16 protein-coding genes and 1 pseudogene are annotated in these 17911 nt (G+C 43.7%); 8 read left to right on the forward strand and 9 right to left on the reverse strand.

What is annotated here, in order from left to right; all coding sequences use genetic code 11:
• Positions 1-205, reverse strand: a pseudogene (locus IM500_RS13360) (hypothetical protein); the annotation flags it as partial.
• A gap of 106 nt (positions 206-311) precedes the next feature.
• On the opposite strand from IM500_RS13360, the gene IM500_RS13365 reads away from it, so the two are divergent.
• The 4 genes from IM500_RS13365 to IM500_RS13380 all read left to right on the forward strand — a co-directional run bounded on the left by IM500_RS13365 (position 312) and on the right by IM500_RS13380 (position 3943).
• A complete protein-coding gene (locus IM500_RS13365) occupies positions 312-689 on the forward strand; it encodes a hypothetical protein (RefSeq protein ID WP_190723165.1) in 378 nt (125 codons plus the stop codon).
• Positions 690-754: 65 nt separating this feature from the next.
• Entirely contained in the window at positions 755-1615 is an 861-nt protein-coding gene (locus tag IM500_RS13370) for a shikimate dehydrogenase (RefSeq protein ID WP_287738649.1), read from the forward strand.
• Positions 1616-1644: 29 nt separating this feature from the next.
• Positions 1645-2688, forward strand: a complete 1044-nt coding sequence (locus IM500_RS13375; RefSeq protein WP_190723167.1) for an AI-2E family transporter — start codon at positions 1645-1647, stop codon at positions 2686-2688.
• Positions 2689-2956: 268 nt separating this feature from the next.
• Entirely contained in the window at positions 2957-3943 is a 987-nt protein-coding gene (locus IM500_RS13380) for a DMT family transporter (protein WP_287738650.1), read from the forward strand.
• On the opposite strand, the gene IM500_RS13385 is transcribed toward IM500_RS13380, so the two are convergent.
• Positions 3920-5149 carry a class I SAM-dependent methyltransferase gene (locus IM500_RS13385; RefSeq protein WP_190723169.1) on the reverse strand — a complete coding sequence of 410 codons (1230 nt, stop codon included), beginning with the start codon at positions 5147-5149 and terminating at the stop codon, positions 3920-3922. The two genes, IM500_RS13380 and IM500_RS13385, sit on opposite strands and share 24 nt — an antisense overlap.
• Positions 5150-5285: 136 nt before the next feature.
• Between IM500_RS13385 and IM500_RS13390 the strand changes: the two genes are divergently transcribed.
• The 3 genes from IM500_RS13390 to IM500_RS13400 all read left to right on the forward strand — a co-directional run bounded on the left by IM500_RS13390 (position 5286) and on the right by IM500_RS13400 (position 8254).
• A complete protein-coding gene (locus tag IM500_RS13390; RefSeq protein WP_190723170.1) occupies positions 5286-6155 on the forward strand; it encodes an MBL fold metallo-hydrolase in 870 nt (289 codons plus the stop codon).
• Positions 6156-6281: 126 nt separating this feature from the next.
• Positions 6282-6980 carry a bifunctional demethylmenaquinone methyltransferase/2-methoxy-6-polyprenyl-1,4-benzoquinol methylase UbiE gene (ubiE, locus tag IM500_RS13395; RefSeq protein ID WP_287738663.1) on the forward strand — a complete coding sequence of 233 codons (699 nt, stop codon included), beginning with the start codon at positions 6282-6284 and terminating at the stop codon, positions 6978-6980.
• A gap of 35 nt (positions 6981-7015) precedes the next feature.
• Complete coding sequence (locus tag IM500_RS13400; protein WP_061431815.1) at positions 7016-8254, forward strand: DUF445 domain-containing protein; 1239 nt, start codon at positions 7016-7018, stop codon at positions 8252-8254.
• Positions 8255-8305: 51 nt separating this feature from the next.
• Here the strand turns inward: IM500_RS13400 and IM500_RS13405 are convergent, their stop codons facing one another.
• The 6 genes from IM500_RS13405 to IM500_RS13430 all read right to left on the reverse strand — a co-directional run bounded on the left by IM500_RS13405 (position 8306) and on the right by IM500_RS13430 (position 13577).
• Complete coding sequence (locus IM500_RS13405) at positions 8306-9010, reverse strand: LmeA family phospholipid-binding protein (protein WP_190723172.1); 705 nt, start codon at positions 9008-9010, stop codon at positions 8306-8308.
• 157 nt (positions 9011-9167) lie between these two features.
• A complete protein-coding gene (locus IM500_RS13410) occupies positions 9168-9974 on the reverse strand; it encodes a TPM domain-containing protein (protein WP_012266581.1) in 807 nt (268 codons plus the stop codon).
• Between the two features lie 269 nt (positions 9975-10243).
• Positions 10244-10609 carry a hypothetical protein gene (locus tag IM500_RS13415; protein WP_002735843.1) on the reverse strand — a complete coding sequence of 122 codons (366 nt, stop codon included), beginning with the start codon at positions 10607-10609 and terminating at the stop codon, positions 10244-10246.
• Positions 10610-10969 carry a YtxH domain-containing protein gene (locus tag IM500_RS13420; RefSeq protein WP_002761233.1) on the reverse strand — a complete coding sequence of 120 codons (360 nt, stop codon included), beginning with the start codon at positions 10967-10969 and terminating at the stop codon, positions 10610-10612. It abuts the gene before it with no gap.
• Between the two features lie 389 nt (positions 10970-11358).
• Complete coding sequence (glsA, locus tag IM500_RS13425) at positions 11359-12375, reverse strand: glutaminase A (protein ID WP_190723173.1); 1017 nt, start codon at positions 12373-12375, stop codon at positions 11359-11361.
• Positions 12376-12473: 98 nt separating this feature from the next.
• Entirely contained in the window at positions 12474-13577 is a 1104-nt protein-coding gene (locus IM500_RS13430; RefSeq protein ID WP_287738652.1) for a glycosyltransferase family 4 protein, read from the reverse strand.
• A gap of 449 nt (positions 13578-14026) precedes the next feature.
• Here IM500_RS13430 and IM500_RS13435 point away from each other — a divergent pair, with 449 nt between their 5' ends.
• Positions 14027-15634 (forward strand): MFS transporter, encoded by a 1608-nt coding sequence (locus IM500_RS13435; RefSeq protein ID WP_287738653.1) that lies wholly within the window; start codon positions 14027-14029, stop codon positions 15632-15634.
• 285 nt (positions 15635-15919) lie between these two features.
• On the opposite strand, the gene IM500_RS13440 is transcribed toward IM500_RS13435, so the two are convergent.
• Complete coding sequence (locus tag IM500_RS13440; protein WP_287738654.1) at positions 15920-17764, reverse strand: AAA family ATPase; 1845 nt, start codon at positions 17762-17764, stop codon at positions 15920-15922.
• Positions 17765-17911 lie beyond the last annotated feature (147 nt).

Genomic DNA, 17911 nt, shown 5'->3' on the forward strand with positions numbered 1-17911 from the left:
GGTGTGGGGTGATGGGGTGTGGGGATAATAAATAAAAATAATATCCTGACTCCTGAATACTGACTCCTGAATACTGACTCCTGAATACTGACTCCTGAATACTGACTCCTGAATACTGACTCCTGAATACTGACTCCTGAATACTAACTCCTGTCTCCTGTCTCCCGTCTCCTGTCTCCTGATGACCGGCTACTAACCCCACCAACAGACTTATTCAGCACACCCTACCTAGCTTTTTGTCATAAATATTGATATTATTTAACAATGAGCAGCAATTTATGGTAAATATATTTATTTAGGAGAGCGAGAAAATGGCTGGATTCTTTGGCCTGTTTGGCAATAAGACGAAATACGTCGATGAACCGATGGATATGAGCGCACCGGAACCGAAAGAGGCTTTTTACTTGGAACCCGATGACGCTAAAACTCTCGGTGATATCGACTTTATGCGGACACCGATCACGATCCGACGTACTTTCCCGAAAACTGCCTCGAATAAAAAGGGTGGCGAATCGATTAAACAGATTTCTTCTATGGAAGTCAGCAAAGTCACCGATAACGGTATTGTGGCAAAATCGGCCACTTCCGAGGCTAGTAGTAAGGCTAACGCTGCTAATGATAACGTTCGTCGCGCTAACGATGACAATATCAATCCTTTCCTGAAAATGGCCCGCGAAATCAAGAAATAGTATAGTAAGGTGAGCATTGGCCACCCTTGATATCAAACTTTGGTGGGGAAAGCCCACCTTTTTTTATGACCATTATTAACGGAAAAACCAAGTTATTAGGCGTAATCGGCGATCCTATCGGCCATACTCTTTCTCCCCCCATGCACAATGCCGCTATCGATGCCTTGGGGCTAAATTATGTCTATCTTCCCCTACCGATCGCCCCGGAAAATTTGGCAACTGCGATCGCTGGTTTGTCCGCCATCGCTCTAGAGGGTTTTAGCGTCACAATTCCCCATAAATTAGCAATTATTCCCTTATTATCGCAAATTACCGAGAAAGCCAGGCTAGTGGGCGCAGTTAACACCGTCTGGCGCACGGAAACCGGCTGGCAGGGAACGAATACCGATGTGGATGGCTTTCTCGCACCCTTGAAATCCCTTGACAAAGATTGGAGTCGGGTGAATCCAGTTATTTTAGGCAATGGCGGCGCTGCCCGGGCGGTGGTGGTGGCTTGCGCCCAGTTGGGCTGTGGCGAAATTCATGTGGTAGGACGCAATCAAAAGAAATTAGATCCTTTTAAAGAAAGTTGGGCGAATACCAGCCTCTATGACCTCCTAGAAGTGCATAGCTGGGACGAATTAGAGGGGCTGGTATCCACCACAGAACTCCTGATTAATTCTACCCCCATCGGAATGTCCCCCCAGGGCGAACAATCCCCTGTTGAGTTAGAATTATTAGACCTTTTACCCCCATCGGCGATCGCCTACGATCTAATTTATAATCCCCGGCCGACCAAATTTCTCCGGTTGGCCCGGACTAGAGGGATCAGAATTATTGATGGGTTAGAAATGTTAGTTAATCAGGGAGCGATCGCACTAGAAATCTGGTTAGGTCAACCCGTCCCCGTCTCGGTCATGCGGGAAGCTTTGTTAAAACAATTCTAAATGCTAAAATCCTATTTCTAGCTTTATTTATGCCCCCTTCTAGCTCCTTTTGGAAAACTCTGAATAACTCGATTCTAGTGCGCTATCTATTATTATTTGGCTGTGGCTGGAGTCTAATTATCTTAATTAACTATTTCTACGGGATGATCGCTATTTTTACTGGTTCGGCAGTCCTGGCCGCCCTATTAAATTATCCTGTGGTTTGGTTATCCCGTTATCTACCGAGAGGACTAGCCATTGCTATTACCACCCTAGCAGCTTTTATCCTCCTATTTGGATTAGTCACAGGCATAGGATTAGAAGCAGTTAATCAGGGGAGAGGACTACTATTTAATCTTACCGATGCCCTGAGTCAAAAAGATTTTTTACCCTTTCAAGACTTTCTCGATCGGTTAGATTTGAATAAAATGGTGGGAAGCTTACAAACCGGTTTAGCCACGGGTTTATCGCTCGTACAGGGAGTTTTTTCCAGTGTCTTTACGGGCATTTTCGGGGCGGTGATCAGTGTTTATATGCTCATCGACGGTGATAAACTCTGGCGAAGTTTTTTGCAACTTCTCCCCATAGCATACCGGGAGCGTTTTGCCAAGTCTTTTCGACAAAGTTTTCTGGGATTTATTCGCGGGCAACTGTTGTTAATGCTCTTTTTATCGGTGACGAGTTTCTTAAGTTTTTCCCTATTAGGAATCAAATATGGGCTAATTTTAGCGAGCATTCTCGGTGTTATCGATGCTATCCCTGGTATCGGGGCAACCTTGGGCATTTTGTTGGTAACTATCTTGACTTTTACCTCCCAGGGACTAGCAATTGCCGTTAAAGCTTTTATTGTCTGTGTTGTCTTGGTGCAAATTCAAGATAATATTATTCGCCCTAAAGTTATGGGCAATGCCCTAGAATTAAACCCGGTAATTTTATTTTTATCTCTCTTTATCGGCGAAAGAGTTGCGGGATTATTAGGGGTTTTTCTCTCCATTCCTATCGCCGGAATGATTGCGATCTGGATCGGATCGAGCGAAGAAAAACCAATAACAGCTTTAGAGGAAAATCAGTTAGGAGAAAGTCAAGAGAATTAAGAGCCGATACCCAGTCTCTACTATACAATTAGAGAAATTTGTTATCTACAACACTCGATCGCTACCTAGGGTTTGCTGAAAAAGTAGGGGCGAAGCATTCGGATAGGAAATCTACGGTTTCAGCGATAGGTTATGCCCGAATGCTTCGCCCCGAAGAAGCAAGGTTTGGAACCACGATTCTCTCAAAATCTTGCACCTGTGGGAGCGAAACAAGCCACTAAAACCCTTACCTCGTCTATATTTCACATTTATTCAGCAAACCCTACCTATGGAAAACCTAGATTTAAAGAAATCCTCGCCCCTCTTATTTATCTCACCGTTTTTTCTCTGGGGAACAGCGATGGTAGCGATGAAGGGTGTTATCCCCCATACTACCCCCCTATTTATGGCGGGAATTCGCCTTGTCCCCGCCGGAATGTTAGTTTTAATAGTAGCTTGGTTTTTAGGTCGTCCTCAGCCCAAAACCCTGCAAGCGTGGCTATGGATTGCCCTTTTTGCTCTGATGGATGCCACTCTTTTTCAAGGTTTTCTGGCATTGGGATTAAATCGCACCGGGGCAGGGTTAGGATCGGTAATTATTGACTCCCAACCCCTAGCGGTGGCTTTAATGTCGAGTTGGCTATTTAAGGAAGTTATCGGTGTCTGGGGATGGTTGGGATTGGGTTTAGGAATTGGGGGAATTAGTTTAATTGGCTTGCCCGATCAATGGTTTTATGACTTTTTTGGACAAAAAGCGGTAAATATTGACTTTAGCTGGCAAGAATTACTAAATAGCGGCGAAATGCTGATGCTTTTGGCTTCCCTATCCATGGCGGTGGGAACAGTCTTAATCCGGTTTGTCTGTCGTCATGCGGATCCCGTCAGCGCCACGGGATGGCACATGATTTTAGGGGGATTGCCCCTATTTTTAGCTTCAGGTTTCAGAGAATCCCATCAATGGCAGAATATCGATTTAAATGGTTGGTTAGCTTTAAGTTATGCCACGATTTTTGGTAGTGCGATCGCCTATGGAATATTCTTTTATTTAGCCGCCAAGGGCAATTTAACCAGTTTAAGTTCTTTAACTTTTTTAACTCCGGTTTTTGCCCTCACTTTCGGGAATTTATTCCTCGGTGAGATGTTAAGTGTATTGCAATGGGTGGGGGTATCTTTAACCCTCGTTAGTATTTATTTAATCAATCAAAGGGAAAGAATCGTCCCACAATTGCGGGCAATTTTTGCTAATCTTTCCTCACTTATACCCAAAAGCAACTAACTCAAATTCCGTGCGAATTACCTCGACTCTGGCAAAATTTGCTTCTTGGAATTTCTGGTTGAGATTTTGAGAGGTAAAACCAGTTTTGTGAGCCATATAGGGCATTCCGGGGACTTCTGTTCCCATGCCGTAAAACATCCATAAAGCTCGCACGGGACCACCGGGAGAAATATATAAAGGTTCATTTTCCATATCGCCTCTAGCGACAAATTCGGCGGCAGTTTGCATATCGGGAACCACGATCATCAAAAAGCCTTCGGGTTTAAGAATGCGTTTAAATTCCTCTAGGGCGATGGGAACTTCGTAATGATAAATATGTTCTAGATTATGACTAGAAAAAACCGCATCGACGCAGTTATCGGGAACGGCACTTAAATCAGTAATCGTTCCTAAAATATCTGGGTTAACAGCAGTATTGATATCGAGGCGAATTTCTTGCCAATTGCCATCGCGGAATAGTTGGGGTAAAGCTTCGGGATTATAGGGACCACAACCCACATTTAAAACCAGTTTTTTCGGGGATTTTAGCGCTGTTATCTCTGGGGGAGCATTCCAAGCTAATAAACAAATATTTTTCAAACCAAGCAAACCGTGATTAGCGACTTGATCATCTAAAATTATCTGGGCTTGGGGATGGGTTTTAAGAAAATCTTTTATCGCCTGTTGGAGAGCAGGATGCTGACATTTATTGATCATAATTAAAGCGGAATCAGACCAGAATTTTTTGGCTAAAAGTAAGGAGATCAAGAGCGATCGATAGTCTTCGTGGGCATCGTAGTAATAAACTCCCAGCTTTTCTTCACTGTTTAGTTCTTCGAGATCATCGAAAAAGTTTTCCGTTTCTTGATCGCTTAAAAATATTTGTTCTGATAGTTGAAAATCCTCCAAATCCTGGGATAATATAGTTAGTTTTTCTCCCGATGGATCGTATTTAAAAAAAGCTTCTACGCCATAACCGTAGCGATCGCTATTATCGCAGAAAGCGGCGACTAAACTACCGCGACGAAAACAACCCACTTGACAGTAAACCTCGTCCGGTTGCAGACAGGCAACGGCTAAATTGAGTAGGGGAAAGAGATTGCGATCGGGATAAGATGCGGTTTTTTGGCTTAAAAGGGTTAATTGCTCGGAAATAGGCGACATTAAAGCCGATCCCCAATCCTGATACTGTTGAGGCAGTTTTTCTAAGAATTTCTGTAAATCCATACCTTGCTTTCCCGAAAACTATAATCCTTTTCCACTATCGTAAATCATCGTGCTTGTCATCAGGCCACGGACTCATATTGTAGAAGAGTGCTAATCTAACTATTAGCCCATCAGCACAAGTAGAGGAACTTCTGATATGCCCGACAACCGTTTCCAGATCAAATTTTGGGGAGTACGGGGAAGTATCCCCTGTCCTGGTTCGGAAACCGTTCGTTATGGTGGTAATACTTCCTGTGTAGAGATGCAAGTCGGTGGAGAAAGATTAATTTTTGACGGTGGTACGGGGTTACGCATTCTAGGACAGTCTTTGATGGCAGAAAGTCCAGCGAAAGCCCATTTATTTTTCACCCACTCCCATTGGGATCATACTCAGGGTTTTCCTTTTTTTATCCCTGCTTTTATCCGGGGCAATACTTTTAAAATCTACGCAGTTCCCTCCCCCAACGGGGTGACCATGAAGCAAAGATTACACGATCAGATGTCACATCCCAATTTTCCCGTGCCTTTGCAGATTATGCGGGCCGATTTAGAATTTTATAATCTAGAAATGGGCGAAACCCTCCACTGTGGGGATGTCACCGTCGAAACCCGTCCTTTAAATCATCCAGGAGAAGCGGTGGGTTATCGGGTAAATTGGCAGGGTTTATCGGCAGCATATATTACCGATACCGAACATTTTCCCGATCGCCTTGATGATAACATTCTGGCTTTGGCCTGGCAAGCGGATGTAATGATTATTGATGCTACCTACACCGATGAGGAATACAACGATCCTAAGTATTCTAAGGTGGGTTGGGGTCATTCCACTTGGCAGCAAGCAGTCAAAATCGCCCAGGCAGCGCAAGTTAAGCAGTTAGTTCTATTTCATCACGATCCCGCCCATAATGACGATTTTCTTGATCGCATTGGGGAAGAGGCAAGAAAGATTTTCCCTGAAACTATTCTCGCCCGGGAAGGACTTTCGATCGAATTGCGGCCGGGAGATGATCAGATAGATGAAGTGTAATCTAAGTCACTGTTCCCCACCATGAAGATAACTGCTGTGGATGCTCAACAGCTTATCTCCGTGAGCGCAGATAGGATAGAATGGTATAACTTCATCTGGGATTTTCTCTGGTGCTATATTATAAAAATGTCCAATCAATCCTCACCTAACTCCACAGAAATACAAGCAATTTTTGATCAGATCGCTCCCGAATATGACCGCCTTAATCAAGAATTAAGTTTAGGATTACACCGCGTCTGGAAATTAATGACAGTCAAGTGGTGTCAACCCGAAAAAGGGGATTTTGCTCTCGATATCTGTTGTGGTAGCGGCGACCTGACTAACCTATTATCAAAACAAGTGGGTAAAACTGGCAAAGTGATCGGACTAGATTTTTCCCCACAACAATTAAAAATCGCCCGTCAACGTTTTAGCGCCACTAATATTAACTGGATGGAAGGGGATGCCCTCAATTTACCCTTTGCCGATTCTAGCTTTGATTGTGCCACTATCGGCTATGGATTACGCAATGTGGTCGATATTGCCCAATGTTTGGGGGAATTATACCGAGTCTTGAAACCGGGTGCTAAAGCGGCGATTCTTGACTTCCATCAACCTACCCAAACCATCGCCAAACTATTCCAAAACTGGTATCTCGATCATATCGTCGTTCCCGCCGCCGAGCGCTACGGCTTAACTGACCAGTACGCTTATATTAGTCCCAGTATCGATCGCTTTCCCCAGGGCCGAGAACAGGTAAAATTAGGCTATCGGTCGGGATTTTCCGGTGCCGTTCACTATCCACTCCTAGCAGGACTGATGGGAGTGTTAGTCTTGAAGAAATAACTTACTCACATTTCCGTTTATTTTTTGCTGCTAAATTGAATCTCCCTACTCTTTGGACATGGCTCTTACCGCCGATCGCGGGGGCAATTATTGGCTATTTTACGAACGATGTAGCCATAAAAATGCTATTTCGTCCCTACAAAGCGATTTATATCGGTAAGCGTCCTCTTCCCTTCACCCCGGGGCTAATTCCTCGCAATCAAGATCGATTAGCTGTCCGGGTATCGGATACGATCATGGGTTCCCTGTTAACTCCCGAGGAATTACAAAAACTGGCTAAACGACTCCTCGACACCGAAAGGGTACAGGGGGCGATCCTCTGGCTGTTACAATTAGCTTTAAAACAAATAAAAGGCGATCGGCAAGCAAAAACAGCCGAGATTTTGGCGGCGATTCTTCACGATTTATTCGGGGAATCTTTAGCGAGATTACTAAAAGTTTTAGCCCGACGGCAGGACTTTTTAGAAAAACAGATCAATCAAATTTTTGATCGCCTAGTCTTAGAATTTTCTCTCAGTGAACAACAGGCGCGACAATTCTCCGATTGGCTATTAGAAACTGTCCTACCTGCTGATGTTATCCGTCTAGCTTTAATCGATTTTTTAACCGATCGCAATATTCAGGTTATCGATGAAGGATTTCGGGAAAAAACCAGTGGAACCTATTGGGTAGTAGCCAATTTATTCGGTTTACGCAATGCCCTGGCCCGCTTACGCACTTTTTGCCTTGATGAAAAGGATTTAGCTAATACCAGAATCAAAGAATTATTACTATCTTTAGAGATGCGTAATCGTCTGAAAAACTGGTTACAAAGTATCTCTTTACAAAATTTACCTATCTCCACCGTCAGACAATTGCGTAAAACCACCAGGGATACGGTGCGAATTTATATTCAAGAAAGTGGCGAACAATTTCTGCAAGATTTTGGACAAACGATCGACTGGGATCAAATCGCTAATTTAATTATTAATCGTCTGCAATCCTCGGTGTCAATGACTACATCATTAGGGGTAATTAGTCAAGAGTTAGCGTTAATTTTAGAGCGTTATCTAGAGGAAGATTTAGAGAAATTAGTCGCCCAAATTATCCCGATTCTCAACATCGATCAGGTAATCCGCGATCGGGTGAATGCCACTTCCCCGGCCGATCTGGAAAATGCTATTCAAGGAATTGTTAAACAGGAATTACAGGGAATTGTTAATCTTGGTGGTATTCTCGGTCTTCTAGTTGGACTAATACAAACAATTATTTTAATCGCACAGAATCCGGGGTAATAATTAGGCGGGTTAAACTAAGTTAACCCACCGGAATCATCCCGTTTATTTTTAAGGTAAAATCAAAAAACTTCCCTGACAGAAAAGAGTTTGATCGTCGAGAATAAAAGATTTAATCTCCACATCTTTGCCTAAATCGACGGTAAAAGGTTGCAAATCAATAGATAAATCTGGGGCTAAACCTTGCCATTGTCGGGGACTAATCCCTAAAGTGCGGGCATCTTTTAAGGTAATATCAGCAGTAAAAATTACTTCTGCACCTGTTTCTCTATGGCCGAGAAGAGAGAAATAGCCCTGATTTAGAAGAACATTTTTCCAGTTAAAACGCTGTTGTGAGATAATTTCTCTGGCGTTAACAATTCCGTTATTTTCTAGGGAAAAAATTAGTAAATCAGCAAAAGCATTAACTAAAATAGTCGAGGCGATCGAATTATTTAAATCCTGCTCGTTAATTTCCACCTCACCGCTAACCCGAATAGGTTCCAAAATTTTTAGGGGTTTCCCTCGCAAAACCTGCCCGATATTAAGACGAATATTTTCCCCTCTTAATTGCGCTTTACCTAGATGTAAACCTTGATAAATCGCTTTTCCTACGGCTAAAAATACCCCGGGGATATAACCGCGCAAAATTTGCCGATCATGACCTTGCAGCTGCATTTCTAAATCTTCTATCTGTTCTACTTGCGAACGCAAGAACAGACGTACTGCTGGCGGCAAAACCTTACTAATAATCTCACTTTGAGTATTGACCCACATAAACGTTATCTCACTCACTCCACAATTTTTCTAATTGTAACAGAGCTAGATCGATCGAACCATGAGGGGCCGCCGTCAGCTATCATTTATAGGTAAAAACTTCGCTACTTCCTTTTCACTGATTACTGATTACTGATCACTGAAAAGCCGCTAATTTTTAGGTTTTTGAGGCATTGAGGGAATTAAAACGAGGGGAAAGATAGGCGACTAAAACTCCGAGGGCAAAACCGATTAAATTGCGGAAAAGGGGCAGTAATTCACTGGTGCGAGTAACCACCGGTCCGATGCCAAAAGCAACAAAGAGGATAAACCAGAGGGGAGAGACAATTAAAACCCATTGCCAAGCGAAAACCTGTCCTTCTTTGCGGGGAATACCGGCAAAACCGAAGACTAAACCGCCGACAATTGAGGTAATTAAAGTTAAAATCCACTGTTCCCTCGGTAAACCGGGGACTACCGCACAACCACCTTTAACTAAACAGCCTTTTACCGTGTCTAAGGATTGTACGATCGCATTATTTTCGCCATTTTCCCGGACAAAATACATATTACCGAAACGGGCCTGTAACTCGATCCAAAAAGTGCGGGGTAAAAATTCATAGACGGCATCACCAATACTAAAAGATAGTAGATTACCGCCCCGACCATCGGCCACTAGGAGAATACTTTTATCATCCAATCCCCAGAAATTAATCACTGCCCGGCCGGGGCTGCGGTCATATTGGGTTAAAACTCGCATTTTCCAGCCGGTTTCCCCTTGAAATGTCTCGATATCTCGGATTAATGCCTCTTCCTGTTTTGCGGGTAGATAATTGGCTAAATCAACGATCGGAGTGGCTTGATTGGGCAGTAATTCGGGATTATTCACCGCTAGAGCTTGATTTGGGCAGATAATCCAACCCAGACAGCTAATGACACCAATTACAAGAGCGATCGAGATTCCTCGGCAAAAACGATTGAGCATAGCACTTCTAGACAATGAGAATTTTTTCAGCAAGGGTGTAGGCTAACTTTCAGTTTCTTTACACTTATTTACTTTATCTTAAGGTAATTCTCAACTTTAGTCATCCAGTTATCAGGAGTCGGTCATCAGGAGTCGGTCATCAGGAGTCAGGAGTTGAGAGTTGGGGTTTTAGGGAGTTGGGGTTTGAGGGTTTGGGGGTATTAGTTGAAATTCCCCTATCTCCCCACTCCCCCATTTCCCCATTTCCCACTTCCCACTTCCCCATCTGCTTAACTGCGTTTCCAAGTATTCCAAGCGACTTTAAAACCGATCAAGAGGCGACGGCTGCCACGATCGAGCTTGCTAAGACCAGCTTTAGCACTACCGAGACTGCGATCGACTCCTTGGACAACTTGGCGGGTACTTTTGACCCCTTCATCGATATTGTCGGTTAATTCGCTGATTTCCGCCCCTGTTAGGCGAATTGCTTCTAGAGTCGGGGGAAATTCCCGATGGAGGGTATCGAACAATTTTTCGGCACTCCGGGCTGCCCGGGCTAACTCTTGCAGAGCAGGTAAAGCGGCGATGAAAACCGCCGTTAAACTAACGGCGACTAGCAGTAAAGAACATCCTAGCCAGAAAATAGGTTCGGTCATTTAGTAGTGATTCGAGTGTTGATTATCGCCCTGGGGGGATTCTTGCGAGTCAGGGGAGGGATTGTCCGTGGCTAGACTTTGACTAGCTTCGATTCCGGCTGTCACCGCCTCTTTTAATCTCATTAAAGTATCATCCCAATTACGCCGGGCTGATTCCGATAGGCGATCGGCCTGCAATTGCATCGTTGTGGTCAGATCTTCGGCTAATTCAGGCAAAGCCCTGGCGGATTTTTGCAGAATTCGACGGGTTTCTTTTCCAGATCTCGGTGCTACTAATAAACCCGCCACTGCCCCGATCGCACTGCCCACTAAAACCCCGACGACGAATAAGCCACCGTTACCGTTATTTTTATCTGCCATAGGATTGCCCTTGTACTTAATTCCCAATTTTACGAGCAATTACACTTCTCTTGTGCAGTTTCTTCGGCAAAATTTTGACCTGTTGCTCTTGGCAAGCAAAAACAGACCTAGAAGGGATAACTTGAGAAAAAACTAGCGATCGGGCAAAACCTGATTTTATGGCTGACTTTGAGCCAATAAGGAAGTGAAAAAGAAGAACCTCTGGGAGTCTTGCCGTGTTTCGACCCCAAAGGTTCCTCTCATGCTGAACTTATACTCCTCACACGATATTTATATTACACACAATCCGCTGCTTTTGTCAAGGGGTTTATGAAATTTTTTCCATAGACTTCTGGCCAAATTAATTTTTTAGGGTCGGTAGGCGCTCTTGCCGGGGACAGCTATCAATATCAACTATTGCCTTCAAGCCACGTTTTTAAATCTCGTTCTGGTTTAGCCACATTGAATAAATGTAAACCAAAATCCTCTGAAATATCTTGACAAATTTTCACTCCTCTGATGCTGTTGCCTTTTTCATCTAAAAGGGGCGAAAAAGTCCCAATTCCCAACTGATGGGGAACTACTGCCGTAATTCCGCCCCCGACACCGCTTTTTGCCGGTAATCCTACCCGATAGGCCCATTCTCCCGAAGCGTCGTACATTCCACAGGTAAGCATAACACTGATCACATCTTGAACGTAGTGTTCATCGATCGCCCGTATTCCTGTGATTGGGTTGACACCTCCATTAGCCAAGGTAGCGGCCATCAGGGCTAAATCGTGAGCATGGACGAGGATGGCGCATTGTTGACAGTAAAGATCGAGGGTTTCTTCAATTTTATCGCTAACCATGCCAAAATTTAGCATTAGATAGGCCATGGCCCGATTGCGATTGCCGGTGGATTTTTCCGAGAGAAAAACGGGGACATTAATCTCGTGATCCCTACCCGTATAGCGTTTAAACATTTCTAAAATACGTTTTAGCCTTTCCGTGGCATTCTGTCCGGTGATTAAATCCGTGGTAGCGATCGCACCAGCATTAACCATAGGATTATAGGGACGATTGGTTTTTTCATCGAGAATAATCGAGTTAAAAGCTTCCCCCGTGGGTTCAACACCGACTTTACTGTTAACGTATTCCCTTCCGTGATCTTCTAGAGCTAATCCAAAGACAAAAGCTTTAGAAATCGATTGTACTGTAAAGGTTTGCCGACAGTCTCCCACCTCAAAAATCTGACCGTCAGTGGTAATTACCGAAATACCAAACCATTGTGGAGCTGCTAGGGCTAATTCCGGAATATAATCGGCGATCTTACCCGTCTGTAAATCAGAGTATTTTTCGTGAAGATAGTTAAGATAGTTGCGAAAAGGATAGACCAACTTTTGACCAGAATTGACCGGACTAATAAAATCTTTTGGGGAAGCCATAGAGGAGTATAGCAGTTATCTTAATAATGAGTGACAAAGTTGTGGTTTTGGCTAGTCAGTGGCCGGTATTGAGGAGACGATGCCCAATGAAGTTATAATTAGATTAACTGCCGTAATTTTGCTTGTAAAGTCTTTTTGCCGAATTTAGTTACAGTTTGTTGACGCAACCATTGCGGGTGACAACGTTGATCCTGACCTAGCAAAATTTCTAAACAAGCTTTAGCCACCTTTTCGGCATCTCGATAGGGAACGCGCCACCCCACCAAACCATCCTGCAGCGGCTCTGCTGAACCGTCCTCATCTCCAGAAATCACGGGAATACCACAGGCCATGGCCTCTAGGTAAACAATCCCGAATCCTTCCCGGGAGGGCATAACGTAAGCATCGGCTAAACGATAATGGTCGGCTAATTCCTCCATCGGGACAAAACCCGCGAAAATTACCTGTTTATCCACTCCTAACTGCTTGGTTAAAGCTTCTAACCTGGGGCGATCTTCCCCACGTCCAATGACTAGATATTTTACTTCGGGATAAGTCTCTAGAATTGTCGGCAGGGCCCGAATGGTAACATCTACCCCTTTATAGATATCCCCCGACCACAACCGGGCCACTGTTAATAAAACTTTGGCATTTTCCGTATCATATTTTTTGATTAATGTCAAGGACTTTTCACCTAAATTAAACTTTTCTTCATCCACCACACAGGGGAGAATCGCTACTTTTTTGGGATCGATAGCGTTAGCCTCACAGATAAGATCGCGACTGTAACGGCTAATTGTCCAGATCGATTCGGCCGCTTGCAGGGCCTGTTTTTGGGAATTTGGTAAAGGTTCCCAGACTTCTTTGCCGTAGGTGAGGACGGTGTAGGGTATGCCTAAAGCTTGACAGTAAAGACGGGTGAGGGGGGCTAAATTTATATGACCACAAAAAACCCGTTGGGGACGTTTCCGGAGGAGAGAAACTAGAAACTTAAGGGCTAATTGAATGCGTCCGAGAGTTGCTGAGTTATTTTTCAGGTAATGAAAGGTAATACCTTGATTTTTGAAAGGATTAGGACAATCAGGGGCATCCCGCAGTAAAAAAACCTCGGCCGCCTCGCAATCGGGCAAAGTGAGATAAGCTTGCAGGACATCCTTGATATAGGATTGAATACCGCCTTCTTGGGAAAAAATCTCTAAAAATAGGAAGATATGAGGCATCATAGAACGTCAGCGTCAAAAAGTTTTAGGTTTGGCGAAAAAATTTTCCCCGATCTCTTATCTGTACTATTGCACTTTCTTGATCTATTTCGATCGTCTCCCCAGTAATAGCTCCTAACCGCTAACAGTCCGAAAAAGAACAATCTGGTGGCTCTTCTTGAGTTTAACTGCCAGAATAAGGGGAATTCCGATGCTGATAGCTAAAATAACTGATATTAGTCAGTTTAGCTGATGATGCTGGTCAAGGCGATAGATAAAAAGTGAAGGACGGGGAAATAGTCAGAATTTTCCCGGATGCCAAAGATCAAGCTATTTCTTTGTCCCTTGTGTCATCGGGGAATCTTCCCTTTTAACGCTAGATATTTTCAGGAATTACTAGAGACAAAAAAAATTAAAGTTCCTCAACTGCTCCCAGAACGGTTAAGCTTATTTTAATCTCTGTAATTGCTTTTATGGCTCATTTGACTTCTGAAAGACTCAATTTAACCACAAAAATCGCCTATGGTGCGGGGGATTTGGGACCGGCTATCACTGCCAATATCTCGGTATTTTACCTGCTATTTTTCCTCACTGATGTGGCAGGATTACCAGCAGGATTAGCTGGTAGTGTGCTGATGGTGGTGAGAATTTTCGACGCTATTAACGATCCGATCATTGGCATGTGGAGCGATCGAACTCGTACTATCTGGGGTCGTCGCTTACCATGGATGTTATTGGGGTCGATTCCCTTCGGAATTAGCTATTTTTTACTGTGGTTAATCCCGACTAATAACCAATTATGGCTATTTTTATATTATATTTTTATTGGTATTATCTTTAATTTAACCTATACAGTAGTCAATCTTCCCTACCAGGCACTCACCCCTGAATTAACTTATGATTATAATGAGAGAACCCGCTTAAATAGTTTTCGTTTTGCCTTTTCCATCGGGGGCAGCATTCTCTCATTAATTCTCTATATTATCGTCTCATCGTCCTATGCCAACGATCTCCATCAAGCTTTTTTATTGTTAGGTGTAGTTTGTGCTTTAATGTCGATTATAGCAGTTATTTGGTGCGCTTTAGCTTTACAAGAACGAGGAGCAAAAGCGATTCTCAATTCTCCCCAGAAAAAAGTTTTGGCAATTGCTTTTATAGTTATCGGTGCGCTTTCCTTGGTCTATGGACTAGGAAAAATTGGGGTGAATCCCAGAGACTTTATCGCTATTTCCACAATTTTATTAGGAATAGAAGGGATAGTTTCGGGGTTAACCCTTTACTATGGCAAAACTGAAAATCATCTCAAGGATAGCGCGGCAATTAAACAGAGAGAAGCGGATAATAATACCGAAACTATTCCCCTGAAAGAACAATTAAAAATAGTTTTTGGTAATCGTCCCTTTTTATACGTTATTGGCATCTATCTTTGTGCTTGGTTAGGAGTACAATTAACCGCCTCGATTTTGGTTTACTACGTCGTCAGCTACATGAGACTATCGGAAGCAGAATCGGGTTTAGTCGCTTTGGCAGTACAGGGAACAGCTTTAGTGATGTTATTTTTCTGGCAAGCAGTTAGTCAGAAATTAGACAAAAAGATAGTCTATTTTTTAGGGATGACATTCTGGATTATTGCCCAAATTGGTTTATTTTTGCTCCAACCAGGAGAAATAACTTTAATGTATGCTTTGGCAGTTTTGGCAGGATTTGGCGTATCTGTGGCCTATTTAATTCCTTGGTCAATGGTTCCCGATGTGATTGAATTAGACGAATTAGAAACAGGAAAACGTCGAGAAGGTATTTTTTATGCTTTCATGGTACTTTTGCAAAAAATTGGTTTAGCTTTGGGGTTATTTCTTGTCGGTATTGCTCTAGAAACATCGGGTTTTAAACCGAGAATCCCAGGAGAAGCAATTCCCCTGCAGCCAGATAGTGCTTTAATAGCAATTCGCCTAGCAATTGCTCCTTTACCGGCATTTTTTCTGATCATTAGCTTAATTCTTGCCTATTTTTATCCAATTACTCGCCAAGTTCACGCCGAAATTTTAGACCAATTAGCAACAAGAAGACAAGAGGAAAAGTAAACATCAGTTTTTTGAGAAACACTGTCAGTTAAACCCCGTAATAATTTTTCTTCTTCAGGTTACAATCGTTTTGTAAATTATCAAGACAAAGTTATACTAAATCCGTTGAGTATAGGCTACATATCAGGACAGGCACTCATGCAAAAGGGGAAATAAATAATCAGTTTTTAATAACCGGATTTAGTATTAGACCCATGATTGCAGACATTTTTGAAAATTTTCCTTTTTACGATGGTTTTCCTGAATTGAGATTCTCCCCCCTACTAAAGCAAGGGGGAAAAAAAATCAATTGGCACGCTGTTCAACCAACAGTTGGTAAGCATGATTAAAATCAGCCGTTGTAATGCGAATCTCAGCCGGGTCAGTCATTCCCTGATGGCGATAACGACGAATTGCCATCAGTGCCGCTTGGTTACATAATAACGCTAAATCTGCGCCATTCCAGCCTTCGGTTGCCTCGGCCCAATAGCCTAAATCCACATCCTGTAAAGGACGTTCATCATTATGAACCCCGAGAATTGCTAAACGACTAGAGGCATTCGGTAAATCAACTTTTAACTGTAAATCCAACCGTCCCGCTCGCAATAAGGCTGGATCTAACGCATCTGGGCGATTAGTGGCTCCAATCACTAAAATCGTTGCCCCCGTTTGCAACCCATCTAACTCCGTGAGGATTTGTCCCACAACCCGGTCACTCACTCCTGAATCCCCACTATAACGACCTCTTGCTGGTGCTAAAGTATCAATTTCATCAATAAAAACCACACAAGGGGCTGCCTGACGAGCTTTGGCAAACAACTCACGCACCGCCTGTTCACTCGCACCCACCCATTTACTCAAAAGCTCAGGTCCATTAATACTAATAAAATTAGCTCGCGCCTGAGATGCAACCGCTTTGGCCAATAAGGTTTTTCCCGTTCCGGGGGGGCCCCAAAGTAAAATACCTTTGGGAGCTTGGGCTTTGGTTTGCGTGTATAATTGAGGATGGAGTAATGCCCCTTCCACGGACTCCTGTAGGGTTTGTTTAATCTGTTCAAGTCCGCCAATATTGTCCCAGTTCACATGGGGAGATTCCACTTCCACAGACCGCAATACCGCCGGTTTAACTTCTTTAAGGGCTTGCAAAAAGTCGGCTTGTACGACCGTCATTGTTTCTGGAATTTGCGAGTCAATCGTAGGAACCTGGCGCCGCAAAGCACTATAGGCCGCTTTCTGGCAAACGGCTTTTAAATCTGACCCGACAAATCCCACCGCATTATCGGCAATCAGAGCTAAGGAAACTGATTCATCTAAGGGCATGGAACGGGTGAGAATTTGCAGGATTTCTAAACGGCCCTTGCGGTCAGGCACCCGAAAGAGGACTTCTCGGTCAAACCGTCCAGGGCGACGGAGGGCAGGGTCAAGATGGTCGGGACGGTTTGTCGCCGCTAGAACAATCACCCCTCGGCTTTGGGCAAAGCCATCCATTAAACCCAGCAATTGGGCCACCAGTCTTTTTTCTACTTCCCCTTCAACTTTACTGCGATCGGGTGCCATGCTATCAATTTCGTCAATAAAAACGATACAAGGCGCATTCTTACCGGCTTTCTCAAAAATTCCCCGCAGTTTTTGTTCAGCCTCCCCATAATATTTGCTGATCACCTCTGGTCCGACTAAGGCAATATAGTTAACACCGAGTTCTTCGGCCAAAGCACGGGCGGTCAGGGTTTTACCGGTTCCAGGGGGTCCGACTAAGAGAACGCCGCGAGTGGGTTCAAGTCCTAACTTGGCCAACAAGTCAGGGCGTTTCAGGGGAATGGCAATTAGTTCCTTGAGTTCTTTAATCACTTCCGTCAAGCCACCAACATCTTTCAGGGAAGACGTGGTCGGTCCTTCGGGCGGTGTCACAGTGTCTTCAACCCCTGAATCAGTGGAGGATGAGCGATGGCGATTGACCTCAAAATCATCCCCGCCAGAATTGCTCGGACGAGAAACTCCCCCTGAACGGGGAATACCGCCAGAACGGGGAATATTACTCAAGGGACGGGAATTAAATTGCATTTCGGTTTTAATTTCCCCTTTTTCCAGTTTCTCTTCCAAGATTTTAGCCAGTTCGACTAATTGCTCGAAGCCTTTGAATAATTCTGCCATAAAATTTCTCCTGAGTCAAGTGAAAGATGGGGACTGCAGCAATTCTCATTTTAAGGTTTCATGACATTAAAACCCTTGCACCTAGAGGGGTTAATAATTCTTAACGAGTCTCTAGATCGCTGAAACAACGCAAAATCGTTTCAAAAT

The organism is Microcystis sp. M179S2 (assembly GCF_020245805.1).
GTDB lineage: Bacteria > Cyanobacteriota > Cyanobacteriia > Cyanobacteriales > Microcystaceae > Microcystis > Microcystis aeruginosa.

What these genes read in the sequence shown, in the direction of transcription:
- IM500_RS13385 (WP_190723169.1), bottom strand. Translation starts at nt 5,149, where the DNA reads ATGGATTTACAGAAATTCTTAGAAAAACTGCCTCAACAGTATCAGGAT.
- IM500_RS13410 (WP_012266581.1), bottom strand. Translation starts at nt 9,974, where the DNA reads ATGCTCAATCGTTTTTGCCGAGGAATCTCGATCGCTCTTGTAATTGGT.
- IM500_RS13405 (WP_190723172.1), bottom strand. Translation starts at nt 9,010, where the DNA reads ATGTGGGTCAATACTCAAAGTGAGATTATTAGTAAGGTTTTGCCGCCA.
- IM500_RS13435 (WP_287738653.1), top strand. Translation starts at nt 14,027, where the DNA reads ATGGCTCATTTGACTTCTGAAAGACTCAATTTAACCACAAAAATCGCC.
- IM500_RS13430 (WP_287738652.1), bottom strand. Translation starts at nt 13,577, where the DNA reads ATGATGCCTCATATCTTCCTATTTTTAGAGATTTTTTCCCAAGAAGGC.
- IM500_RS13375 (WP_190723167.1), top strand. Translation starts at nt 1,645, where the DNA reads ATGCCCCCTTCTAGCTCCTTTTGGAAAACTCTGAATAACTCGATTCTA.
- glsA (WP_190723173.1), bottom strand. Translation starts at nt 12,375, where the DNA reads ATGGCTTCCCCAAAAGATTTTATTAGTCCGGTCAATTCTGGTCAAAAG.
- ubiE (WP_287738663.1), top strand. Translation starts at nt 6,282, where the DNA reads ATGTCCAATCAATCCTCACCTAACTCCACAGAAATACAAGCAATTTTT.
- IM500_RS13365 (WP_190723165.1), top strand. Translation starts at nt 312, where the DNA reads ATGGCTGGATTCTTTGGCCTGTTTGGCAATAAGACGAAATACGTCGAT.
- IM500_RS13440 (WP_287738654.1), bottom strand. Translation starts at nt 17,764, where the DNA reads ATGGCAGAATTATTCAAAGGCTTCGAGCAATTAGTCGAACTGGCTAAA.
- IM500_RS13370 (WP_287738649.1), top strand. Translation starts at nt 755, where the DNA reads ATGACCATTATTAACGGAAAAACCAAGTTATTAGGCGTAATCGGCGAT.
- IM500_RS13415 (WP_002735843.1), bottom strand. Translation starts at nt 10,609, where the DNA reads ATGACCGAACCTATTTTCTGGCTAGGATGTTCTTTACTGCTAGTCGCC.
- IM500_RS13390 (WP_190723170.1), top strand. Translation starts at nt 5,286, where the DNA reads ATGCCCGACAACCGTTTCCAGATCAAATTTTGGGGAGTACGGGGAAGT.
- IM500_RS13380 (WP_287738650.1), top strand. Translation starts at nt 2,957, where the DNA reads ATGGAAAACCTAGATTTAAAGAAATCCTCGCCCCTCTTATTTATCTCA.
- IM500_RS13420 (WP_002761233.1), bottom strand. Translation starts at nt 10,969, where the DNA reads ATGGCAGATAAAAATAACGGTAACGGTGGCTTATTCGTCGTCGGGGTT.